Raw genomic sequence first — 20,426 nt, forward strand, 5'->3', positions numbered from 1 at the left:
GTATTATTTGTTATAATACAAATAGACAAGGTGAGGCATATGGATATAAAAATAGATTATCACAACACAAAACCAGTTTATAAGCAAATAAAAGAGCAAATCAAATATGCTATTGCTACAGGTGAGTTGAAACCCGATTATCGCCTTCCCCCTATAAGAACCCTTGCATCACAGTTGCAGGTCAATCCCGGCACTATTCAAAGAGTATACAGAGAACTCCTCAGTGAGGGATACCTATACACGAAAGGTTCAGGAGGTACATACATCAGCAGAGAAGCTCCTGTAATTTTAGCGCATGAAAGACAACAAATCATTACAGAGGATATAAAAACATGTGTAAGTAAGGCCAAAAAATTGGGTCTGGATATACACACTATCCATAAACTCATTGATAAGGAGTGGAATAACGATGCTTGATGTTAAGAATGTATGGGTAAAAATAGGCAAGAGAGAAATACTCAAAGACATTAGCTTTCATGTAGACAAAGGGTCTCTTACCGCATTTTTAGGACCGATAGGTAGCGGTAAAACTACAACCATTCGCACAATACTAAAGCTACTCAAACCTTATAAGGGAACAATATCTCTTGATGGAAAGGCATTTTACATCCCACAAAATACATTAATATACCCATCTATCACAGGGTACAACATATGCTACATAGCAGGATCTCATGCAAATACATTTAATAAATTGTGCAGTATATGGAAAATACCATGCAATACACCCATTCATGCAATATCTGAAGGTCAAAGAAGATTAATATTCTGGGCGGCAGCTCTCTCCAGCGATGCAGACATTATACTCGCCGACGAGCCATGGCAAGGAATTGACTTACCGCGTGTAAAAGCACTGAGAGAGTACATGATCCAGTGGGTATCAGATGGAAAAAGCATATTAATGGCATCTCACCAGATATACGAGGTAGAAAAAATTGCCGATACAGTCATCTTTATTAACGACGGTGAAATTATACTCCAGGGAAACTTAGAGGAGCTTAAGGAACATAGGGACCAAACGCTGGAACAGATGTATATGCACCTGTTTGGAGGTGAATACTATGAGGCTGTTTAAAACTTTTTATGGCAAAAACAATTTTTTCCTATATGTTCTGTATATAGGCATTTTGATATTTCTATATCTGTTTACAAACCTTTCTCCAGACAGCAACAAATTACTAAATGAGATGCACATTACAATGTCTAAGATACTTATGCTATACGGAATACTCGCTGGCGTTATTATAGGGGTAAGTGACCCATATTTACCTACAATATTTACCCCACGAGGTGAGTGGTATCGTACAGTTGGTATTACCGCTACCGACATATTGGAATACGAAGTCTTACATGCACTTGTTTATGCATCTATACCAACCATAGTTATTGTCTTAAAAGGAATAAGCATAGAAAAATCCCTTATGTATGTTTTTATGCCAGCAATAGCAGTTGGGCTTACTTTCACAACCCTAAAAAGTGCATTATCTCTACTATGTACAAAGGTTAACATATCCGCTTCCCTAGTACGTGTTACATACATGGTTGGAGGTATAGCACTGGCGGGGAATATCGCACAACTTGTTATCACTTATCCAATTGCAAGTAGTCTAACAGGGCTACTTATATATATATTGGGAAATGCTTTCATAATAAGGGAGGTGGTTTCATGATCGAGATCACAAACTTAAAGCGGAATTTTGGCAAAACAGAAGTATTAAAGGGCATTAGTCTCAAGGCCGAACCCGGTAAAGTTACAGGACTTTTGGGTCCTAATGGTGCCGGTAAAACAACAACTATCAAAATCCTTAGCACTATTCTAAAACCTCACGGAGGAGACATCATTGTTAATGGACACAGTGTTATCAAAGAGCCAGCTTTAGTTAGAAAAAATCTCGGGGTTGTATTTGAAGAATCAGGCATATATCAGAGACTTACCGGTGAGGAAAATATTCTCTACTTCGCCGACCTTGCAGATGTTCCACCTGATGTAGCAAAGGAAAGGATGTATAAGTTCTTTGAGCTTCTTGACGTAGACTATGCCAAAAAATTGGCAGGTACATACTCCAAGGGTATGATGCAAAAAATCAATCTTATAAGGGCCATAATACATAATCCTCCTGTAGTAGTCCTTGATGAACCAACAAACGGTCTTGATGTACCATCAACAAGGGCCGTAGAAACATTTATCAGAGAAATGAAAGACGAAGGAAAAACGATATTACTGTCTACCCACCTCATGGCACAGGTAGAGAAACTGTGCGATTACATATACATCATTCACAAAGGAAGAATTGTAGAGGAAGGTACCCCCCAGTCTATTAAGGAGAAATACGATACCGCAACTGTAGAAGATGCCTTCTTAAAGGTGGTGAGCTCTGATGTGGCGTAAGGTGTGGAGTGTTGTCAAAAAAGAACTAAAAGATCTATTTAGAGAAAAACGCACAATATTTATGACCATAATATTACCGGCTATACTGATGCCTGCTCTCTTAATAGGCATGTTCTACTTTCAAACATCTACATCTAAAAAGGAAGAAGTGCAGGCCAAAACCGTAGCCATACAAGTGGGAGATACACTGGCTAAGCATTATGCGGAGATTTTGAAAAAGGAGAAAATTATAGAAAATTACATTGAAGTCGATGACATAGGTAAAGCTATAAAAGATGGAAAAGCTCTCACAGGCTTTAAAATCGAACCAAAGGGTGATAGTATCATTATTGAAACATACTACAACGTAGAAAAAGCCAGTGGTAGCCAAAAAATACAGGCTATTGCCAATATTATCAAAGAAATGTATGTGGCCGAATATCTACAAAAACACGGGCTTCCACCTGTAAATACGTTAACCCAAATCAAAACTACACCTATTGGAGACCCCCTTGCAATGGTAAAGGCTATGACAGGATACCTTCTGGGTCTCTTTCTCGTCATGTTTACGACAATAGGCAATACTTACCTTGGGGCCGATATTGGTGCTGGTGAAAAGGAAAGGGGCACATTACTACCACTACTATCATCACCCGCAGATAGAAAATCCATTGCCACAGGTAAGTGGGTCGCCCTAACAATTACCAATCTTATATCGGCAACAGCTCTTCTGGCAGGTGAAGGATTCGCTATATGGTATGTTATAAAGCAGAGTGCCAGTATTGCACAGAGAAATTTTGATATTGGCATGATAGGAAAATTTATCAGCCCGAGTACAATGGTTATGCTATTCTTAGCGGCAGTGCTACTTGCCCTATTTGGTGCTGCACTGCAACTCATTATTTCTATGTGGAGTAAAACTCTGAGGGAGGCCCAGCTATACCTTAGCCAGCTTGGACTTCTTGTATTCTTGCCTGCTATGGCCATTATTCCCACAATGATATCTGGTGGTAAACTGGCAATGTGGGCATTCTACATTCCTATTGTCAATACCATGGCACTGGTATATGGAGCTGTTATGGGACAGCTGACAACACTCAATGTTATCGTTGCCTTTGGCGCCAATATTCTTGTAGCAGCAGTAGTAATCGGTATTGTAGTGAAAATCCTTGACATGGAACAAGTCATCTTGAGGACCTAAATATTTTTCTAAGAATGGGTAGGGTTAAATACGCACAACTCTACCCATTCTCTTCTTAATCTCGTCATAGTGCTCTATGAATATATCTACAACCATGGGATCAAATTTCTTTCCCTTATTTTCGCGGATAAATGCAAGAACCTCATCCTCAGGCCATGCCTTCCTGTATACCCTATCGTTAATAAGGGCATCGTATACATCTGCAACAGCAGTAATACGGGCAGGTAGTGGAATCTCTTCTCCCTTCAGACCATCTGGATACCCTGTGCCATCAAAGTTTTCATGGTGATACCTGGCTATAAGTGCGGCAATCTCAAAAACATCTTTATCGAACCGCGTCAGTATTTCATATCCGATAAGGGTATGTCTTTTCATAATTTCAAATTCTTCATCAGTCAGGCTACCAGGTTTGTTAAGAATATTATCCGGTATACCAATCTTACCTACATCATGAAGCATGGAAGCCAATTTATATTTATATACTGTTTCACTATCAATTCCAAGAAATTCTGATATGCTAGAAACAATCTCTGCAACCCTAGCAACATGCTCTCCTGTCTCACCTGATCTCTTACCAAGCAAATCTGTTAGTAGATAAATAATGTCAAATAGAGTAGTATTAAGTTGCTTGGTAAGTTCCATATTATGGGCAGCAACAATAGCATTATGTAAAAATATACCTAGAATGTTCTTCAACAAATCATCGTGCTTGTACATCTTCACAATAAAACCTACGTCTCTCATTTCTTCATCCTTAATATGCAAAAGGATAACATCTGAGGATGGCCAAAAGAAACTTTGACTTCCAGGTATATCCATAACATCTTTTAATTCTAAAACCTCTCTATCCATCACTCCTGTCTGCTCTACCACCTGTCCTTCTATTACAAACAAAGCAGATGCAGGTGATTGAAATGTATCCAAGAGTTCCAGCACTTTATGGTATACTCGTCTCAAAAAGGATTGAATGCTAAGTTCTGAAGACGCATCGGAAAGAAATGCGGCAATGTTTCTAAGTAGATTAGCTTCTCTTTCCACTCGCATAATATCTCTATAGGAGCGAAGACCTGAAACAACGATAGTATACAGAACATCAGATGATATTTCACCTTTTTCCCGATAATCATTGATATCGTATTTCTGCACAACTTCCCGCCTGGGGGCATATCCTGGCTGACCTGTTCGTATAACAAGCCTGATAAAGCGATTACCTAAAGTTTCCCTAATGTATTTCACAAGCCTCAGTCCTGCCTGGTCGTCTTCCATGACAACATCTATAATAGCCAATGCAATATCCGTTTCTTGTTCTAATATTTTTCTTGCCTCTTCACCAGAATAAGCACTAATAAGTTTTACAGGTCTACCTTCAAATGTAAATTTTCTAAGGGCAAGTCGAGTAATGTGATGGACATCCTCCTCGTCATCAACGAGCAGAACCTTCCATGGCTGTACTAAGGCCTCTTTACGTCTTTGGGCCGTCGTTTTAAATATGTCCATCTATTCCACTTCCTCTACAGGAAATGATATCACAATCCTAAAACCATGCTTATAATTTTCATCTATCTTAACAGTACCATTAAGTGTCGATGTTACAAGATTGTAGATAATAGATAGACCAAGACCGGTAGTATATCCTCCGGACTTTGTAGTAAAAAATGGCTCAAATACTTTATCTACAATTGAAGGGGAAAGGCCTTTACCATTATCACGATAATCTATGGTAAGTTGGCCATTTGCTATCGAAACATGAATATCTATCTCACCACCACTTCTACCATTAAAACCATGAACAAGTGAATTTTCTAGAAGATTAGTCAATATCCTAACAATAGCACCGGGGTAAGAAGATATCTTTTTATTATCACCACTGATATTAACCTTCACTCCGGCCTTTTCAAATCGCTTACCAAACGACTTAACTATATCCCGAATAAGCTCCATTACCTCAAATTCCATTTTTTCTTCTGATACTTCATAAGAAGTTATTTTCTTGAAGCTACGAATAAGCTCGTATGCTCGTTGGATATTACGCTCTAGTAAATCTATAAGTTCATTACCTATTTCAAGAAACTCTCTGAATTCCGATTCTTCTAACAATTTGTCTTTATAAAGCTGACTAATACGCTGAATCTCTCTAGAAAGTTCTGATACAGAAGTATATGCAACGCCAAGCGGAGTATTAACATCATGGGCTATCTGAGCCATGAGCTTAACAAGAGACTGAAATTTCTCCTGCCTAACAAGCTCAGTCCGTGTTGTCTCTAGTTCTTTTATCGTGTGCTTTAATGTGGAAAGCGTTTCAGAAAGTTCTTTATTAACTGCCTCTAACTTCTGTCTCATACGCAGATTTTCTAAGTATCTGGATAGTAAAAGATATACAAGAAAATATATCATAAAGATAGAAATGGCTACAGTACGGCGAAAATCCACTGTATAGAATGTTATAGAGCCAATATTCATTTCATCATAGGTGACAACAATTGATGTATCATCAATCTCCACAAGTCCTGCCCATAACAGCGCTTTCTGGAACCCGTTGAGACGAGAACGGCAATCAGTACTCTTAAAAAGAAGATTTCCGTAATCATCCATGACAGATAAACCACACATATCACCAGAGGAAAATAACACATGCGCAATTTCTCTAATTCTATTGCTGTTAAGCTCCCACACATATTGTTTCAACATAGCGGTGTATATCGATACTTTTTCCGTATATTGCCTATGCCAAGTCATGTCATAATAATACACAGTAACCAAAGCCATAATCATAAAAAGTAGAGCTCCAATAGACTTTTTAACAGACAAAAAACGGGAACTACGCTTATCTTGTTCCTTCATCGTAAATCACCTTTTGCAAAAAACTACATACTCCACGTATAGCAGGCGAACAACTAAAATATCTGCCTTTTACAAGAATATAACTGTCTGTTATCGGGGTATCACTCCATACAGAGAAAATCACACCATTTTTTAGATACATATCCAAAAAACTCTGACTGTAGCACGCAATATGGGGATTAAGGTTATAGGATGTCAAAATACGAAACACTTCACCCTTTTCGCCACATAGATATTGAGGGATACCTACATAAAAATCGCGCAGAGAAACTGTCTCAGGTTTAACCCCATAATGAGACAATATGTTATCCAATAGACCTTCACTAACAAGGTGAAATAAAGCGTCATTAACATGAAAAACTACATCTTTGGGAACATTTCGGGAATAAACAAGATAATGTCCATATCTATCCACAATACCTGGAGCTAAAACAAGTTCCTTATTATATAAGGATGTAACAAGATACTTTAGAGACAACGCAGAGTAAAATCCCAAATCCAATCTTCCCCTTGCCACCATACGTAAGAGCGAAGTAACATCGGACACTTCATAAATCTTGGCATGTATAACACCACCTATTAGACTTTTTAAAAACCTTTGCGTTCGAGTGCCTGCCACTACTCCTATTTTTTTGCCTTCAAGGGAAGATGGACCTGTGTACACAAATGCATCTTCCTTACGTTTGACAAACACAGAAGAAGTAATATACACAGGAATATCAGAATATTCAAATTGTCTACTGCGAGCAGAAGTATATGCGAGTAAGGCAAAGAAGGAAATTCTACCGTACTTCAAATCCAGTAGAATTCTCTTCAGCGGTCTATAGGGAACAACAGAAACGGATTTTATAGAAATACTTCTATGATTAAGGCTTTTATTAAGTGCTAAATTTACATCATTACCAATGCCACCCAACTCCGAATACTTAGGGAAAGAAGAATCCTGATACTCAGTGACCAACACATAGTTTGTACCTTTTGGAGCAATATCCCGAGATTCATTAGAAGCATAAGCAGCAGTAATATACAAGCAGATAAAAATGCCTACAATTAAAAAACTGACAAGCTTTTTCATAATATCACCAATAGTCATTATATAACCAGTCACGATATACAAAACAAAAAAAAGGGGCAGAAATATCTGCCCCTTATCTTTTTAGTAAATAAAATAATTAACGCTTTCTGTACTGTCTGGCTCTTCTTGCCCTGTGAAGACCGTATTTCTTTCTTTCCTTTTCACGGGGATCTCTTGTAAGAAGACCTTCCTTTTTGAGCATTGGTCTGAGATCTGGATTCTCGGCAATAAGCCATCTGGCTACAGCCAACCTGATAGCATCAGCCTGACCAGACTTACCACCACCGCGTACACGGGCTATTACATCATACTTTTCTTTTACACCGGCAATCTTGAGGGGCTTATCAATAAGCATCTCAAGAAGTGGGCGATGGAAATATCTTCTGTAGTCATAACCATTAACCCATACCCTACCAGTACCGGGAACCAAGTATACTCTTGCAACTGCTTCTTTACGACGACCAACTGTTATTAATCTTCCTTTCACCGCTTATCCCTCCTCATACCCACTTGGGCTCATACTTTACTGGCTTCTGAGCCTGATGGGGATGCTCAGGACCTCTGTAAACTTTCAGTCTACCAAGCATCTTTTTGCCCATTGCTGTCTTGGGAAGCATACCTTTAACTGCTCTCTTAATAATCTTTTCTGGGGTACGCTGTCTCATAAGCCACAGTGGTGTCTCTCTAAGATGGCCAAGATAACCTGAGTGAGAATAGTACACCTTCTGCTGCTCCTTCTTACCTGTTACCTTAACTTTATCGGCGTTAATAACAATAACAAAGTCACCCACATCAACACTTGGTGTGTATATGGGTTTGTGCTTACCTCTTAGAAGCACTGCTATTTCAGAGGCAAGCCTACCAAGAGTTTTACCCTCGGCGTCAACAACCCACCAGGTACGCTTCACCTCTTCCTTCTTAGGTATTATCGTCTTCATCGCTCTCACACTCCTCCTGCCACTTTATATCTATTTTATTATAGCGGATTTCTTTCAAAAAGAGCCCGCCCGCCGGGGCCGATTTACCCCGTAAAGATATATCTCCTTCAAGCACCTTACCGCTGGCACCCTGTGGCAACCGTCCAGTAGCCACTTCTACTAAAGTACCAACGATAAGTCGCACCATACCATATAAAAAACCCGAAGACCTAAATGAGAGTATAACATATTTACCCGCTTCGGTCAAGGACACATGTAGGGTACGAATAGTATTTTGTCTTGGGGCACCTGTCTTAGAAAAGTACACAAAGTCATGAGTACCTTGCACATACTCTATCTCCCTGCGAAGAACATCCACATTAAGATGTCTTACCCACCAACCATATCCTCTATCAAACACCGATAAAGGACAACGACTAAGCCTATATATGTATTCTTTTTCATGAGGGGTCCTTTGGGGATGAAAACTATCAGGCACATATGCCACCTTCCACACCATAACATCTTCGGGCAATAGCCCCCTCATAATTTGCAACCACTTCCGAGGTTCTATATTTCTATTGGAGTAAAAGGATACCACTTGATAATAGGCATGAACTCCAGTATCAGTCCGTGAGGCATATTCTATACGAATATCTTTGTTCTCTACACGTGAAATAGCCTGCTCTAACACCCCTTGTACAGTTCTCATGTTTGGCTGATACTGAAAACCATGAAAACCCCTTCCGTCATATTGCACAACAAATGCCACTTTATGCATACACACTCACCACCAACAACGCTATAGCTATAAGCAAAAGAAGTATATCTATTATCCCAAACCGAATCTCTTTTACAGGAGGAATACCTTTCTTGACATCTACACCTCTTAGATACAACGATATAGCCATAGCTTCTGCCTTGACAACAGCCGATATAAATACAGGAACTAATATAGAATAACCAACAGACAAAACATGACGAATATTTTTTATATCAAATCCACGAGCCCTCTGAGCAGTAATAATACGTTCTACCTCTTCTGACATAAGTGGAATAAATCTGAGCGACATTGCCAATACAAATGCCAGCTCAGAGGTGGGAAAGCCTATATATTTCAACGGTTTGAGCAAGGCAGAAATACCATATGTAATATCAAAGGGGGAAGATATCAGAGAAATTAGAGATAGTAAAACAATTAACAATAGAAGACGATAGCCCGTTAGAAAAGCGCTCAAAACATTACCTGTTGTTATAGCAGATACCACAATAAGCAAAAACACAATCCATAAGGCTCCAACAGTATATCTATACAGTTTTTTCCATGTAACATTAAATATAACTAAGACGGATAAGACAAACATGCTAACCAAAACAGTAAACCATATGTTTTTCCATAAGATAACAGCCAATATAACAAATAATATTATTTCCGTAGCTGGATGAATAAGTCTACGTACAGCCATGATATTTCCCCCAATACTCATACAACACATAATCTGGTGGCAATATGCCATATGAAACAAGCACCATATAATCAACTCGATTCTTGTCAATATAATGAACTTTTCCATCATAGAGAATAATTACTTCATCGGCTATGGAAATATCCTCAAGATTATGGGTAGTAAATAGAACAGTATTATCAGACTTAGCATAATCAGCAACAAACGATAAAATACTCTCTGCAGATATACCATCAAGACCTGCTGTAGGTTCATCAAGAAGCAGTAACTGTGGCCTATGAACGATTGTGGCAGCTAGTGATACCTTTCTTTTTTCTCCTCCTGAAAGCATGTGAGGATTGCGCTTCAAAAATGATTCATCGAGTCCCACAGCTAGTAAAGCACCTTTCACTAAACTATCGAACATATGTTTCTTTTCAGGATATAACATTTTTAGAGCAAACACTACCTCGTCATATACAGTAGTAGCAAATATACTTCTATCAGGATATTGAAAGGCAATAGAAACACACCGACGAAATTGCCTTTCTGATATTTGCCAAACATCTTTACCCTCAAGGATTATTTGCCCTGATAGAGGCTTGGCCAAACGAGCAAGAAGTTTCAACAGTGTACTTTTACCAGACGCCATAGCGCCTAAAAGTGCATAAACTTTTCCCCTTTCCAAAGACAAGGAAATATCAGATAAAACGATCATGTTTTTTTCGTAGCCAAAAGACAAACCATTTACTTCGACCAAAGTATTCCCAGCGGTTTCCACGGTATATTCCACTTCCTCGTCAGTTTATAGCTAAGAGGCAGAGTTAATCCAAATTGTTGATAATCTTCTTCCCACAAACTCTCAGGAAAACCATCAAATGCGATGGCTCCATCTTTAATACCTATAACTCTATCGGCATATTTAAGATCCTCAGAACGCTGTGTAATAAGAAAAATCAACAATTTCTTTGATAAATTTCGGAGATAACCCAATATCATATAACGTTCTTTCGTATCTAACATAGATGTTACCTCATCAAAAACGATAACTCCGGGAAAAAGAACCATCATCGTAACAATAGCCAACACCTGCTTATAACCACCCGAAAGTGTATGCACTTCTCTATTGCGGAAAGAATACAACCCAAATTGTTTTAGAATAGTTTCAGCTTTAGAGTATGCATCTGCATGTGAGAAACCTTTTAATAAATAGGAAAGAACAACTTCCTCCCAAACAGTAGAACCAATAAATCCCCATTCTGGATTTTGCCAAACATAACCTGCACGGGGTACACTATTTGTATCTTCATCATATATACGACCATCATAATTTAATACACCAACCAAAGCCTTGGCAAATGTAGATTTACCAGCACCATTAGTTCCGACAATAGCAACAAAGCCCGGTTTATTAAAAGAAAGGGTGATGCTTCGCAGCACCACCCTATCCCCATATTTAACTGTTAATTTTTCTACTATTACTCTACCCATTCGATAATGGCCATCTGGGCACCATCACCACGGCGGATACGGGTACGAACAACCCTTGTATATCCACCATTTCTGCTTTCATATTTGGGAGCAATTTCCCTTACAAGTTTCCAAACAGCCTGTTTATCATAAAGATGCCTCTTGGCCTCTCTGACCTTGTTGTACATAAGTGGCTCTTTCTTCACACGGGTAACTACCCTTTCAACATAAGATTGTAGTGCCTTTGCTTTAGGATGTGTGGTCTCAATACGACCATATAGAACAAGGGAGTTAAACAAGCCCCTCAGCAGAGCCTCCCTTTGGTTTTTCTTTCTACTAAGCTGAACTTTCTTTACTCTGTGCCTCACCTTACTGACCTCCTTTCTCCAGGTAGGCAGTCAGTGCGTCTTTTATCTTCTTTTGTCTGGTAGCTCCTATACCACGTACAGTAGATATAGAACCATCGTCTACCATGGCCTTTAGTTTTGCCACAGTATCAATACCAGCAGACTTTAATATCTTTACAAGAGTGTCATCAAGTCCAAGAGACTCAATAGATGCACTCTCATCAACGGCACTTTCTGCACTTACTGCCTCTGCTTCTTCTTTAGCTCCAGTGTATGACTGAATAACTTCAATAATCTTCTGGGCTCTGCTCTGGCCAATACCTTTAATTTCTGTTAGCTTTCCCTGATTAATAATCTCGACAAGCTGGCCTATTGTCTCTATACCCGCTTTCTTAAGATTCTTTTCTACTGGAGAGCCCAAACCTAACACACTTATATCTTCATTAAGTTTTTCATCCGACTCAATGGAAACAGTTGCCATAGGTGAAGTCTCCACAAACAGTTCTTCACCACGCTCTTTCATCCAACGCTCCAAGGCCTCGATAATAGATTCTTTTCTCTTTGCACCAATATGTGGTATATGGTCAAGACCACCAGAACGTGTAATATCCACAAGTTCCTCAATAGTATCAATACCATGTCTTTGTAAAATCTCTGCCACAAGATCAGGCAAGCCCAATTCTGTAAGAGGAGTATGAGACTGTATCTGCATGGGCATCTGCTGTTGAGTTTCATTGCTACGAGTATGATACTCTTCAACAGCATCATCAAGCATATCAAACAGTGTCAACCTATCTCTCATAATGGCTACCGCCTCTTTAAGGGCATCTATGGCAGAAACGGAACGATCTGTCCAAATCTCCATAACGAGCTGGTCATACTTAGAAGACTTACCTACACGGGCAGGTACAACCTTGTATGCAACTCTTTTAACAGGAGAGAAGAAAGCATCAATAAAAATGATGTCTCTTCCGGCGTGCATAAAGTTATCGGTAGAGGTGGCATCAATAGTGATATAGTCTCTAATATGAGCACCACCAGGTGTAATCTCGGCAAAATGCTCTTTTACTTCTTCTTCTGTCATATAACCGCGTCCCTTGGCTACAAATATCTCCATCTTGACCTCAATGGGTTCAGTAATCTCAAAGAGTCTCAAATCACCATTGATAACTTCAACATCAGCAGAGCGGCTTATATCAGAGGCCCTGACAACAGCAGGACCTGTTTTAGATATATACAAGGTCTTGAAATCACTATCTTCCAGTTTGACAACAAGGTTCTTCAGATTCATAGTAATCTGAAGACCATCCTCATATATACCCTCAAGAGATGTAAATTCATGGTAAAAACCGCTGAGCTTATAAGCAATAGGTGCTGCTCCCTCAATAGAGGAAAGAAGCACTCTTCTCAGCATATTTCCTATTGTAATACCATAACCCTCATTAAGGGGTCCTATGCTAATACGAGCATAGTTGTACCCCTTTTCGGGGTCATCGTACATCTCTTCTACTTTTAGATTTATATCAGCAAGCGGTATAAGTTCCATATAAGCACCCCCTCATTAACGGGAGTAGAACTCAATAATCAGCTGTGTATTAACGGGCAGATTGGCTTCCTCTGCTGTAGGAAGTGCAATTACTCTACCCTTACCCTGCTCAAAGTCTACCTCAAGCCAAGAAGGTACACCTATCTTCTTGACTTCCTCCATTACCTTCTTTACATCAGGATTATTAAGCATCTTAGAAGAGATAGTAATCTCTTCACCTACATCAACAAGGAAAGAAGGAATATTGGTCTTTATACCATTAACCCTTACATGACCATGGGTGACCATTTGACGTGCCATTCTCCTCGTTGGTGCAAAGCCCATACGATATATAACATTGTCAAGTCTACGCTCAAGAAGCTGAATAAGATAGTCACCAGTGGCCATCTTTCTCTGACGGGTGGCCTTTTCAAAATAGCGACGCATCTTTGTCTCAGATATCTGATAAATTCTTTTCAGTTTCTGCTTCTCTCTAAGACGAATAGCATACTCAGTTGGTTTTGTACGAAGTTTCTTTGGTCTATTACCAGGTGGATTATTGAGCCTACCACATCTACGCCATCTCTTCAGGCCCAAATCCACACCTTCTCTACGAGATAGTCTACATACAGGTCCAGTATATCTCACTATCCATCACCCTCCTTACATCCTACGTGGCTTTGGTGGTCTGCATCCGTTGTGAGGAATTGGTGTCACGTCACGGATACCCTTAATTTCAAGACCGGCACTCTGAATAGCACGAATAGCCGTTTCACGGGAAGAACCAGGACCCTTAACCCAAACCTCTACCTCTTTCATGCCATACATCTGCTGGACCTTCTTGGCAGCCTGCTCGGCAGCAAGCTGTGCAGCATAAGGAGTACCCTTCCTGGTACCCTTAAAACCTGCTGTACCACCACTTGCCCATGCAAGAGTATTACCCTGAGGGTCTGTAATGGTAATAATTGTATTATTGAAAGTTGCGTGAATATGGGCGATACCGAATGGTACCTGCCTTCTTGCACGCTTCTTTGTTGTGCCTCTTCTTCTCCTAGCCACAGATCATCTACCTCCTTTTACTTCTTAGGTGCTTTCTTCTTACCGGCGACGGTCTTCTTCGGACCTTTACGAGTACGAGCATTTGTTCTTGTTCTCTGGCCCCTAACAGGAAGTCCCATCTTATGTCTGAGACCTCTATAACATTTAATTTCAATAAGACGACGGATATTCATGGCAATCTCTCTACGGAGATCACCCTCTACTACATAGTGCTCTCTTATGTAGTTCTCAAGAGTCTGAATTTCCTCATCTGTCAGCTCATTGACCTTCTTCATTGGGTCAATACCTGTAGCCTCTAAAATCTCCTTTGCACGAGCACGGCCAATACCATAAATGTAAGGCAGGGCAAATTTGATTCTTTTATTCCTTGGCAAATCTACACCAACTATACGAGCCACTATCAAACACCTCCTACATTATTTACCCTGACGCTGTTTATGCTTAGGATTTTCACAGATAACATAAACACGTCCTTTTCTTCTTACTATCTGACACTTGTTGCAAATCTTCTTGACAGAAGGTCTTACCTTCATACTCCTCTACCTCCCTTCAATCTATCCAATCCTGTAAGTTATACGGCCTTTCTCCAAGTCATAAGGAGAAATCTCTACTTTCACCCTATCTCCTTCAACAACCCTGATGTAGTTCATACGCATTTTCCCTGAAAGATAAGCAATAATCGTAATACCATTGTCAAGTTTCACCCTAAAGTGGGCATTTGGCAAGGCTTCAACAACAACGCCTTCCATTTCAAAAAATTCTTTTTTCTTCTCGCCGCTCTGCTGTTTGGCTTTTTTGTTTTTCTTTGCCTTTCCCACCTCAGGCCACCCTACCTCTCTCATTAAGTTTTTTCAGCACGCCATCAACCTCCTTAAAAAGCAGTTTGTCCAAATGCATGTTCACTTTCTGAACATGCTTCATATTTTTTCGCTTTAGGCGCTTCATGCCATACTTCGGTCCAGCAAGATACAAAAAGCGCCCGCAGCGATCAACGACAACATAAAACGTACCAACATCTTTTCCCGCTGTTGATTTTACTACATCTCCCACTTTATACCTACTACTCGTCGCACTATGCACTATTATACAACAACCTCCATATAAATACAATAGCAAAACACACCTAAAACCTATATCTTTGTCATAATCTCATAACCATCTTTCAGTATTGCAATGGTATGCTCAAAATGAGCTGCCGGCTTTTTATAAATACTATACACGGTCCAGCCATCATCTGCAACTTTAACAGAACAATCTTCATATGCAACAACCATAGGTTCGATAGCTATAAATTGACCTTCTTTTAGACGAGGTCCTACACCTTTCTGACCATAATTAAAAATCGGAGGCTCCATATGAAGCTTACGACCAATACCATGACCTGTATAGTCACGAAGCACACAGAAACCCGCCTGTTTCACAGTTTTCTCAACAACCTCTCCTATATCACCTGTATGAATACCTGCTTTGACAATAGCAATAGCATTATAAAGGGCCTTCTCAGTAACCTCCATGAGTTTTTGCTTTTCCTCAGAAACTTTACCAACAGGCACGGTAAATGCCATATCGGCATACCAACCTTTATAAGACAAACCAATATCTATAGATACAATATCTCCAGGAAGTAGTGGCTTATTCCCAGGAATACCATGAATAACAACCTCATTGACAGAGAAACAAATAGTAGCTGGGAAACCGCCATAACCTTTGAAAGCAGGAATGCTATTTCTCTTTTTTATCTCCCTTTCGGCAATTTCATCAAGTTCCTTGCCTGTAATACCAGGAGCAATATGTTCTTTTAAAATTTCTGATACCTCAGCAAGTCTCTTACCAGCTTCTCTCATACCCTTCAGGGTACTTGTATCTATCACTCTAATGCCTCCTTCAATCTCTTGTAAACCTCTTCAATAGAACCTACCCCATCCACAGCCACGTAAATACCCTTCTTTTTATACCAATTTATTACAGGATCGGCATATTTGTGATACTCTTCCAGTCTTCTACGAACAGTTTCTTCGTTATCATCCGCTCTCTTTTCAAGAGTAGCACCATCATTGGGGCATTTTCCCGGCTTGTTGCTAACATAACCACAAATAGGACACACATACCTGTTGGTAAGGCGACGGATAACTTCCTCTTCAGGTACAACGATCTCTACAAATTTATATACCTCATATCCAAACTCCTTAGCAATATCATCAAGAATTTCTGCCTGTTTAACTGTTCGGGGAACCCCATCAAGGAGTAGTTTTTCCGGATAGCCCATCTTGGCTATCTCATCTTTGACAATTTCCATAACAAGCTCATCAGATACAAGTCCACCACTTTTAACAATGGCCTCCACCTGCTTACCCAGTGGTGTACCTTCACGAATGTTTCTACGGAACACCTCGCCAGTTGAAAGCCAGGCAAATCCATCGTTTTTAACAAGCAAAGAGGCCTGTGTCCCCTTACCAGACCCCGGTGGTCCAAAGAGAATATACATCTTCTTCACATTCTCCACCCCCTGAGGAGATATTAATTAAGGGCAGCCTCAACCCCGTATTAGAGGTTGAGGTAGCCCTTGAAGTGACGAAGCTGAATATAGGACTCGATTTGCCTATATGTCTCGATGGCAACACCAACGACAATCAGTAGTGATGTACCACCGAAGAAGAACAGTCTTGCGGTAGTCATACCACTAAACATGTACTTCATAATGATATATGGAAGTACTGCCAAGATGCCAAGGAATATGGCTGTTGGCAGTGTAAGTGTGTTGATAACCTTGGCAAGATAGTCGGCTGTGGGCTTTCCTGGACGAATACCGGGGATATATCCACCATACTTCTGGATATTCTCGGCAATTTCTTCTGGGTTATAGGTAATAGAGTTGTAGAAGTAGGTGAAGAAAACAACAAGCAAGAACATAACGATGTAATACCAAATACTATTGGCAAATTTATACCAACCCAGTAGTGGCCCCCACTGAGGATTGTTTTTAGCATAGGCAATAATCTGAAGAATAACCTGAGGTGCATAAAGCATAGACATGGCAAAGATGATAGGAAGCACACCAGCCTGAATCAGCCTAATAGGAAGGTATGTAGACTGACCACCATATACCCTTCTACCTCTAACCTGTCTAGCATACTGGATAGGCACTCTTCTCTCAGCAAGGTATGCGTAGATAGTAAAGTACATAACAACGATACCACCAATAATGGCAAGAATAATCTTAATCCATGTCTGAACGTCACCGGCAGCTCCTGTAATGTATTGATACATGCCCACAAAGAAGGAGTTAACAATACCAATGAAGATAACCAAAGACACACCATTACCGATACCAATAGTGGTAAAGACTTCACCAAGCCAGATAAGAAGCATACTACCGGCAGTAAGAACAAGTGTTGTGGTGAGAATGGTCATGCCGTTATTATCGATAAAGCCCTGATTGGCAAAGAGCTTGGCAAGTCCCCATCCCTGAAGTAGGGCAAGGGCAATGGCCAGCCATCTAACATATTTTTGCAGCTTCTTTCTTCCCTCTTCACCCTCTTCTTTGGCAAGTCTCTCAAGAGAGGGAATAACAACTGTTAATAGCTGCATGATAATCGATGCATTGATGTATGGCAGAACACCCATGGCAAATATAGCCACATTATTTGTTCTACCACTACCAGAGAAGAAACTCAGAAGAGTGAAAAGGTCGCTAAGACCTCCACTCTTCTGAACTGCCTGATTCAGCACTTCCCATTTAAAGCCCGGAATAGGAATGAAAGAACCTATTCTGAACAGGGCAATAAAGATCAGTGTATTGATGATTCTTCTGCGTGTTTCAGGAATCTTCCACGCAGATATAAATGTCTTAAACATTGTCTATCACCTCAACGGTGCCTCCGGCTTTCTCTATCTTTTCTTTGGCAGACTGAGAAATAGCATGCACCTTGACGTGAAACTTCTTGGTCACCTCGCCTCTACCCAGAAGTTTAATGCCATCTCTCATCTGCTTGACAATACCCCTTTCTTTAAGAACTTCAGGGGTAATCTCGGCACCGTCTTCGAACCTCTCTTCAAGAAGTTCTACATTGATAACGACATAGTCCTTCTTGAATGGATAGTTTTTAAACCTCCACAGCTTCGGAATTCTCTTATAGAAAGGTGTCTGACCACCTTCAAAACCTCTCTTGTTCACACCTCCGGAACGCGCCTTCTGTCCCTTATGACCTCTTCCAGAGGTTTTGCCGTGGCCGGAGGATATACCACGGCCTATTCTCTTGCGTCTTCTAACAGCACCTGGTGCTGGAGCAAGCTCGTGAAGTCTCATAATCTTCACCTCCCATTACCTTTCAAGGAGTTCCTTGACATCTTTACCCCTGAGTTTAGCAACTTCGTCTGGAGTACGGAGATTCTTAAGAGCATTAATTGTTGCATATGCGAGATTGGTAGCATTGGTAGAACCCTGGGCCTTAGAAATAATATCGTGATATCCAGCAAGCTCCAGTATCATACGAACAGTTCTACCTGCAATAAGACCGGTACCCCTAACAGCAGGCTTAAGAAGAATACGAGATGTATTCAGCTTACCCTCAACAGTATGAGGAATTGTTGTTCCTGCCATAGGTACCTTTACTAAATTCTTCTTTGCCTTCTGTATAGCCTTAACAACAGCATCAGGCACTTCAGATGCCTTGCCAAGACCTATACCAACTCTACCCTTGCCATCGCCAACAGCAACAAGAACTCTAAATCTCATACGCTTACCTCCGGCAACAACACGGGTAACCCTTTTAATCTCTATTATCTTTTCCTGAAATTCGCTATCCTGTCTTGGTCTTGCCACGCCAGTAGCACCTCCTTAGAACTCAAGTCCGGCTTCTCTTGCAGCCTCTGCAAGAGCCTGGACTCGTCCCTGATACTTAAAGCCGCCTCTATCAAAGACAACTTTCTTTATACCCTTCTCGAGAGCACGCTCGGCAATAACTTTGCCGAGATATTTGGCTTGCTCTGTTTTGCTCATGCCCTTGATAGCTTCCTGTATTGCCTTCTCATTGGTAGCTGCAGAAACAAGGGTATGCCCTATCTCGTCATTTATTATCTGCACATACATATGCTTAAGGCTCTTATATATAGCCATGCGAGGACGTTCTGCGGTACCAAACACGCTTTTGCGTATCCTTCTATGCCTCTTTACCCTTTTCTCTTTTCTATTTACAGGTGTGTACACTACTGTTCACCTCCCATTACTTACCAACGGTCTTACCAGGACGCAGTACTCTATGTTCGCCCTCGTACCAAATACCTTTACCCTTATATGGGTCAGGTATTCTCCATCTACGGACGTTGGCAGCAAACTGTCCAACTCTCTCTTTATCAATACCCTTAATGATAATCTGGTCGGGGTTTGGTACCTCTATGGTAATATCTTCTGGTGGCTCGATCTCAACATCGTGAGATAAACCAAGACGCATAACAAGTTTCTTACCCTTCAGATCAGCTCTATAACCAACACCTTTAATGATGAGTTTAATCTGAAAACCTTGGGATACACCAATAACCATATTATTAATAAGAGCCCTTGTTGTACCATGAAGAGCCTTAACCTCTTTCTCATCATTAGGTCTTTCCACAATAACCTGACCATCCTCAACCTTAATAATCATTCTTGGGTCAAACTTCTTCTGCAGTGTACCCTTAGGGCCCTTAACGATTACTGTGTTGTCAGGCTGAACAGTAACCTCTACACCCTTAGGTATTATCACTGGCTTTTTACCTATACGAGACATTCGCTATCCCCCCTTAGACCACATATGCAATAATTTCGCCGCCAACACCAAGCTCTCTTGCCTCTTTGTCGGACAGGACACCTTTACTGGTTGTGAGGATAGCAATACCAAGGCCATTCATAACCTTTGGTATATTGTCCTTGTCAACATACAGGCGGCGACCAGGTTTAGATACTCTCTTAACATCGTTGATTAGACGCTCTTTGTTAGGACCATACTTCATAAATACCCTGATGTATTTCTTGCCATCTACCTCATACTCTTCATAATCGTTGATAAAACCTTCATCCTTAAGAACACGAAGCACATTCATCTTGTACTTAGAATGAGGGATACCCTCTACCTTCTCGTGATATCTCATACTTGCATTTTTCAGTCTTATGAGAAGATCTCCAATAGGATCTGTCAACATC

General features: G+C 40.4%; 30 protein-coding genes. 5 read left to right on the forward strand and 25 right to left on the reverse strand.

Going from position 1 to position 20,426, the window contains the following annotated elements; all coding sequences use genetic code 11:
• Positions 1–39: 39 nt before the first annotated feature.
• From GM182_RS05295 to GM182_RS05315, 5 genes are read left to right on the forward strand one after another with little or no spacing between them, the layout of a single operon-like run.
• Positions 40–417 (forward strand): GntR family transcriptional regulator, encoded by a 378-nt coding sequence (locus tag GM182_RS05295; protein WP_449186076.1) that lies wholly within the window; start codon positions 40–42, stop codon positions 415–417.
• A complete protein-coding gene (locus GM182_RS05300) occupies positions 410–1,075 on the forward strand; it encodes an ABC transporter ATP-binding protein (protein WP_449186077.1) in 666 nt (221 codons plus the stop codon). The genes GM182_RS05295 and GM182_RS05300 overlap by 8 nt, the downstream gene beginning before the upstream one ends.
• Positions 1,062–1,670, forward strand: a complete 609-nt coding sequence (locus GM182_RS05305) for a hypothetical protein (protein WP_449186078.1) — start codon at positions 1,062–1,064, stop codon at positions 1,668–1,670. The genes GM182_RS05300 and GM182_RS05305 overlap by 14 nt, the downstream gene beginning before the upstream one ends.
• Entirely contained in the window at positions 1,667–2,389 is a 723-nt protein-coding gene (locus GM182_RS05310) for an ABC transporter ATP-binding protein (RefSeq protein ID WP_449186079.1), read from the forward strand. The genes GM182_RS05305 and GM182_RS05310 overlap by 4 nt, the downstream gene beginning before the upstream one ends.
• Positions 2,379–3,569, forward strand: a complete 1,191-nt coding sequence (locus tag GM182_RS05315; RefSeq protein WP_449186080.1) for an ABC transporter permease subunit — start codon at positions 2,379–2,381, stop codon at positions 3,567–3,569. The genes GM182_RS05310 and GM182_RS05315 overlap by 11 nt, the downstream gene beginning before the upstream one ends.
• A gap of 24 nt (positions 3,570–3,593) precedes the next feature.
• Here GM182_RS05315 and GM182_RS05320 read toward each other — a convergent pair whose 3' ends face one another.
• The 25 genes from GM182_RS05320 to rpsH form a co-directional block, all read right to left on the reverse strand.
• Entirely contained in the window at positions 3,594–5,066 is a 1,473-nt protein-coding gene (locus GM182_RS05320; RefSeq protein ID WP_449186081.1) for an HD domain-containing phosphohydrolase, read from the reverse strand.
• On the reverse strand, positions 5,067–6,410 hold the full coding sequence (locus GM182_RS05325) for a sensor histidine kinase (RefSeq protein WP_449186082.1): 1,344 nt from the start codon (positions 6,408–6,410) through the stop codon (positions 5,067–5,069).
• Positions 6,394–7,518, reverse strand: coding sequence for a substrate-binding periplasmic protein (locus GM182_RS05330; RefSeq protein WP_449186083.1), 1,125 nt, complete (start codon positions 7,516–7,518; stop codon positions 6,394–6,396). The genes GM182_RS05325 and GM182_RS05330 overlap by 17 nt, the downstream gene beginning before the upstream one ends.
• Positions 7,519–7,582: 64 nt before the next feature.
• Positions 7,583–7,972, reverse strand: coding sequence for a 30S ribosomal protein S9 (rpsI, locus tag GM182_RS05335; protein ID WP_449186084.1), 390 nt, complete (start codon positions 7,970–7,972; stop codon positions 7,583–7,585).
• 13 nt (positions 7,973–7,985) lie between these two features.
• Positions 7,986–8,423 (reverse strand): 50S ribosomal protein L13, encoded by a 438-nt coding sequence (gene rplM, locus GM182_RS05340; protein ID WP_449186085.1) that lies wholly within the window; start codon positions 8,421–8,423, stop codon positions 7,986–7,988.
• Positions 8,404–9,183 carry a tRNA pseudouridine(38-40) synthase TruA gene (gene truA / locus GM182_RS05345; protein ID WP_449186086.1) on the reverse strand — a complete coding sequence of 260 codons (780 nt, stop codon included), beginning with the start codon at positions 9,181–9,183 and terminating at the stop codon, positions 8,404–8,406. Before truA ends, rplM begins: the two co-directional genes overlap by 20 nt.
• Positions 9,176–9,868 carry an energy-coupling factor transporter transmembrane component T family protein gene (locus GM182_RS05350; RefSeq protein WP_449186087.1) on the reverse strand — a complete coding sequence of 231 codons (693 nt, stop codon included), beginning with the start codon at positions 9,866–9,868 and terminating at the stop codon, positions 9,176–9,178. Before GM182_RS05350 ends, truA begins: the two co-directional genes overlap by 8 nt.
• A complete protein-coding gene (locus GM182_RS05355) occupies positions 9,855–10,607 on the reverse strand; it encodes an energy-coupling factor ABC transporter ATP-binding protein (RefSeq protein ID WP_449186088.1) in 753 nt (250 codons plus the stop codon). The genes GM182_RS05350 and GM182_RS05355 overlap by 14 nt, the downstream gene beginning before the upstream one ends.
• Positions 10,595–11,338: an energy-coupling factor ABC transporter ATP-binding protein gene (locus tag GM182_RS05360; RefSeq protein WP_449186089.1), complete on the reverse strand. Its 744-nt coding sequence runs from the start codon at positions 11,336–11,338 to the stop codon at positions 10,595–10,597. The genes GM182_RS05355 and GM182_RS05360 overlap by 13 nt, the downstream gene beginning before the upstream one ends.
• On the reverse strand, positions 11,326–11,685 hold the full coding sequence (gene rplQ / locus GM182_RS05365; RefSeq protein WP_449186090.1) for a 50S ribosomal protein L17: 360 nt from the start codon (positions 11,683–11,685) through the stop codon (positions 11,326–11,328). Before rplQ ends, GM182_RS05360 begins: the two co-directional genes overlap by 13 nt.
• 1 nt (position 11,686) lies before the next feature.
• The gene (locus GM182_RS05370) at positions 11,687–13,210 is read right to left on the reverse strand and encodes a helix-hairpin-helix domain-containing protein (protein ID WP_449186091.1); all 1,524 of its coding nucleotides are present in this window, start codon (positions 13,208–13,210) and stop codon (positions 11,687–11,689) included.
• A 15-nt stretch (positions 13,211–13,225) separates the two neighbouring features.
• Entirely contained in the window at positions 13,226–13,840 is a 615-nt protein-coding gene (gene rpsD, locus GM182_RS05375) for a 30S ribosomal protein S4 (RefSeq protein WP_449187289.1), read from the reverse strand.
• A gap of 12 nt (positions 13,841–13,852) precedes the next feature.
• Complete coding sequence (gene rpsK, locus GM182_RS05380; protein WP_449186092.1) at positions 13,853–14,248, reverse strand: 30S ribosomal protein S11; 396 nt, start codon at positions 14,246–14,248, stop codon at positions 13,853–13,855.
• A gap of 17 nt (positions 14,249–14,265) precedes the next feature.
• Positions 14,266–14,646 carry a 30S ribosomal protein S13 gene (gene rpsM / locus GM182_RS05385; protein WP_449186093.1) on the reverse strand — a complete coding sequence of 127 codons (381 nt, stop codon included), beginning with the start codon at positions 14,644–14,646 and terminating at the stop codon, positions 14,266–14,268.
• An 18-nt stretch (positions 14,647–14,664) separates the two neighbouring features.
• Positions 14,665–14,781, reverse strand: a complete 117-nt coding sequence (gene rpmJ, locus GM182_RS05390; protein ID WP_449186095.1) for a 50S ribosomal protein L36 — start codon at positions 14,779–14,781, stop codon at positions 14,665–14,667.
• A 21-nt stretch (positions 14,782–14,802) separates the two neighbouring features.
• On the reverse strand, positions 14,803–15,066 hold the full coding sequence (infA, locus tag GM182_RS05395) for a translation initiation factor IF-1 (RefSeq protein WP_449186096.1): 264 nt from the start codon (positions 15,064–15,066) through the stop codon (positions 14,803–14,805).
• Position 15,067: 1 nt separating this feature from the next.
• Complete coding sequence (locus GM182_RS05400; RefSeq protein ID WP_449186097.1) at positions 15,068–15,328, reverse strand: KOW domain-containing RNA-binding protein; 261 nt, start codon at positions 15,326–15,328, stop codon at positions 15,068–15,070.
• Between the two features lie 50 nt (positions 15,329–15,378).
• The gene (map, locus tag GM182_RS05405; protein ID WP_449186098.1) at positions 15,379–16,119 is read right to left on the reverse strand and encodes a type I methionyl aminopeptidase; all 741 of its coding nucleotides are present in this window, start codon (positions 16,117–16,119) and stop codon (positions 15,379–15,381) included.
• Positions 16,116–16,733 (reverse strand): adenylate kinase, encoded by a 618-nt coding sequence (locus tag GM182_RS05410; RefSeq protein WP_449187290.1) that lies wholly within the window; start codon positions 16,731–16,733, stop codon positions 16,116–16,118. Before GM182_RS05410 ends, map begins: the two co-directional genes overlap by 4 nt.
• A 59-nt stretch (positions 16,734–16,792) precedes the next feature.
• Positions 16,793–18,103, reverse strand: coding sequence for a preprotein translocase subunit SecY (secY, locus tag GM182_RS05415; RefSeq protein ID WP_449186099.1), 1,311 nt, complete (start codon positions 18,101–18,103; stop codon positions 16,793–16,795).
• Positions 18,096–18,554, reverse strand: coding sequence for a 50S ribosomal protein L15 (gene rplO, locus GM182_RS05420; RefSeq protein ID WP_449186100.1), 459 nt, complete (start codon positions 18,552–18,554; stop codon positions 18,096–18,098). Before rplO ends, secY begins: the two co-directional genes overlap by 8 nt.
• 15 nt (positions 18,555–18,569) lie before the next feature.
• A complete protein-coding gene (gene rpsE / locus GM182_RS05425; RefSeq protein WP_449186101.1) occupies positions 18,570–19,070 on the reverse strand; it encodes a 30S ribosomal protein S5 in 501 nt (166 codons plus the stop codon).
• A gap of 15 nt (positions 19,071–19,085) precedes the next feature.
• A complete protein-coding gene (rplR, locus tag GM182_RS05430; RefSeq protein WP_449186102.1) occupies positions 19,086–19,454 on the reverse strand; it encodes a 50S ribosomal protein L18 in 369 nt (122 codons plus the stop codon).
• A 16-nt stretch (positions 19,455–19,470) separates the two neighbouring features.
• On the reverse strand, positions 19,471–20,013 hold the full coding sequence (gene rplF / locus GM182_RS05435; RefSeq protein ID WP_449186103.1) for a 50S ribosomal protein L6: 543 nt from the start codon (positions 20,011–20,013) through the stop codon (positions 19,471–19,473).
• A 13-nt stretch (positions 20,014–20,026) separates the two neighbouring features.
• Positions 20,027–20,425 (reverse strand): 30S ribosomal protein S8, encoded by a 399-nt coding sequence (gene rpsH, locus GM182_RS05440; RefSeq protein WP_449186104.1) that lies wholly within the window; start codon positions 20,423–20,425, stop codon positions 20,027–20,029.
• Position 20,426 lies beyond the last annotated feature (1 nt).

Source organism: Zhurongbacter thermophilus (assembly GCF_026184435.1).
GTDB lineage: Bacteria > Coprothermobacterota > Coprothermobacteria > Coprothermobacterales > JAADFF01 > JAADFF01.

Excerpts from the sequence above, each read along its gene's own strand:
- rpmJ (WP_449186095.1), bottom strand. The coding sequence starts at position 14,781 with ATGAAGGTAAGACCTTCTGTCAAGAAGATTTGCAACAAGTGTCAGATA.
- rplO (WP_449186100.1), bottom strand. The coding sequence starts at position 18,554 with ATGAGACTTCACGAGCTTGCTCCAGCACCAGGTGCTGTTAGAAGACGC.
- GM182_RS05295 (WP_449186076.1), top strand. The coding sequence starts at position 40 with ATGGATATAAAAATAGATTATCACAACACAAAACCAGTTTATAAGCAA.
- GM182_RS05410 (WP_449187290.1), bottom strand. The coding sequence starts at position 16,733 with ATGTATATTCTCTTTGGACCACCGGGGTCTGGTAAGGGGACACAGGCC.
- GM182_RS05315 (WP_449186080.1), top strand. The coding sequence starts at position 2,379 with ATGTGGCGTAAGGTGTGGAGTGTTGTCAAAAAAGAACTAAAAGATCTA.
- GM182_RS05325 (WP_449186082.1), bottom strand. The coding sequence starts at position 6,410 with ATGAAGGAACAAGATAAGCGTAGTTCCCGTTTTTTGTCTGTTAAAAAG.
- GM182_RS05350 (WP_449186087.1), bottom strand. The coding sequence starts at position 9,868 with ATGGCTGTACGTAGACTTATTCATCCAGCTACGGAAATAATATTATTT.
- GM182_RS05360 (WP_449186089.1), bottom strand. The coding sequence starts at position 11,338 with ATGGGTAGAGTAATAGTAGAAAAATTAACAGTTAAATATGGGGATAGG.
- secY (WP_449186099.1), bottom strand. The coding sequence starts at position 18,103 with ATGTTTAAGACATTTATATCTGCGTGGAAGATTCCTGAAACACGCAGA.
- rplM (WP_449186085.1), bottom strand. The coding sequence starts at position 8,423 with ATGAAGACGATAATACCTAAGAAGGAAGAGGTGAAGCGTACCTGGTGG.
- GM182_RS05320 (WP_449186081.1), bottom strand. The coding sequence starts at position 5,066 with ATGGACATATTTAAAACGACGGCCCAAAGACGTAAAGAGGCCTTAGTA.
- GM182_RS05370 (WP_449186091.1), bottom strand. The coding sequence starts at position 13,210 with ATGGAACTTATACCGCTTGCTGATATAAATCTAAAAGTAGAAGAGATG.
- rplF (WP_449186103.1), bottom strand. The coding sequence starts at position 20,013 with ATGTCTCGTATAGGTAAAAAGCCAGTGATAATACCTAAGGGTGTAGAG.
- GM182_RS05300 (WP_449186077.1), top strand. The coding sequence starts at position 410 with ATGCTTGATGTTAAGAATGTATGGGTAAAAATAGGCAAGAGAGAAATA.
- truA (WP_449186086.1), bottom strand. The coding sequence starts at position 9,183 with ATGCATAAAGTGGCATTTGTTGTGCAATATGACGGAAGGGGTTTTCAT.
- rpsH (WP_449186104.1), bottom strand. The coding sequence starts at position 20,425 with ATGTTGACAGATCCTATTGGAGATCTTCTCATAAGACTGAAAAATGCA.
- GM182_RS05305 (WP_449186078.1), top strand. The coding sequence starts at position 1,062 with ATGAGGCTGTTTAAAACTTTTTATGGCAAAAACAATTTTTTCCTATAT.
- GM182_RS05310 (WP_449186079.1), top strand. The coding sequence starts at position 1,667 with ATGATCGAGATCACAAACTTAAAGCGGAATTTTGGCAAAACAGAAGTA.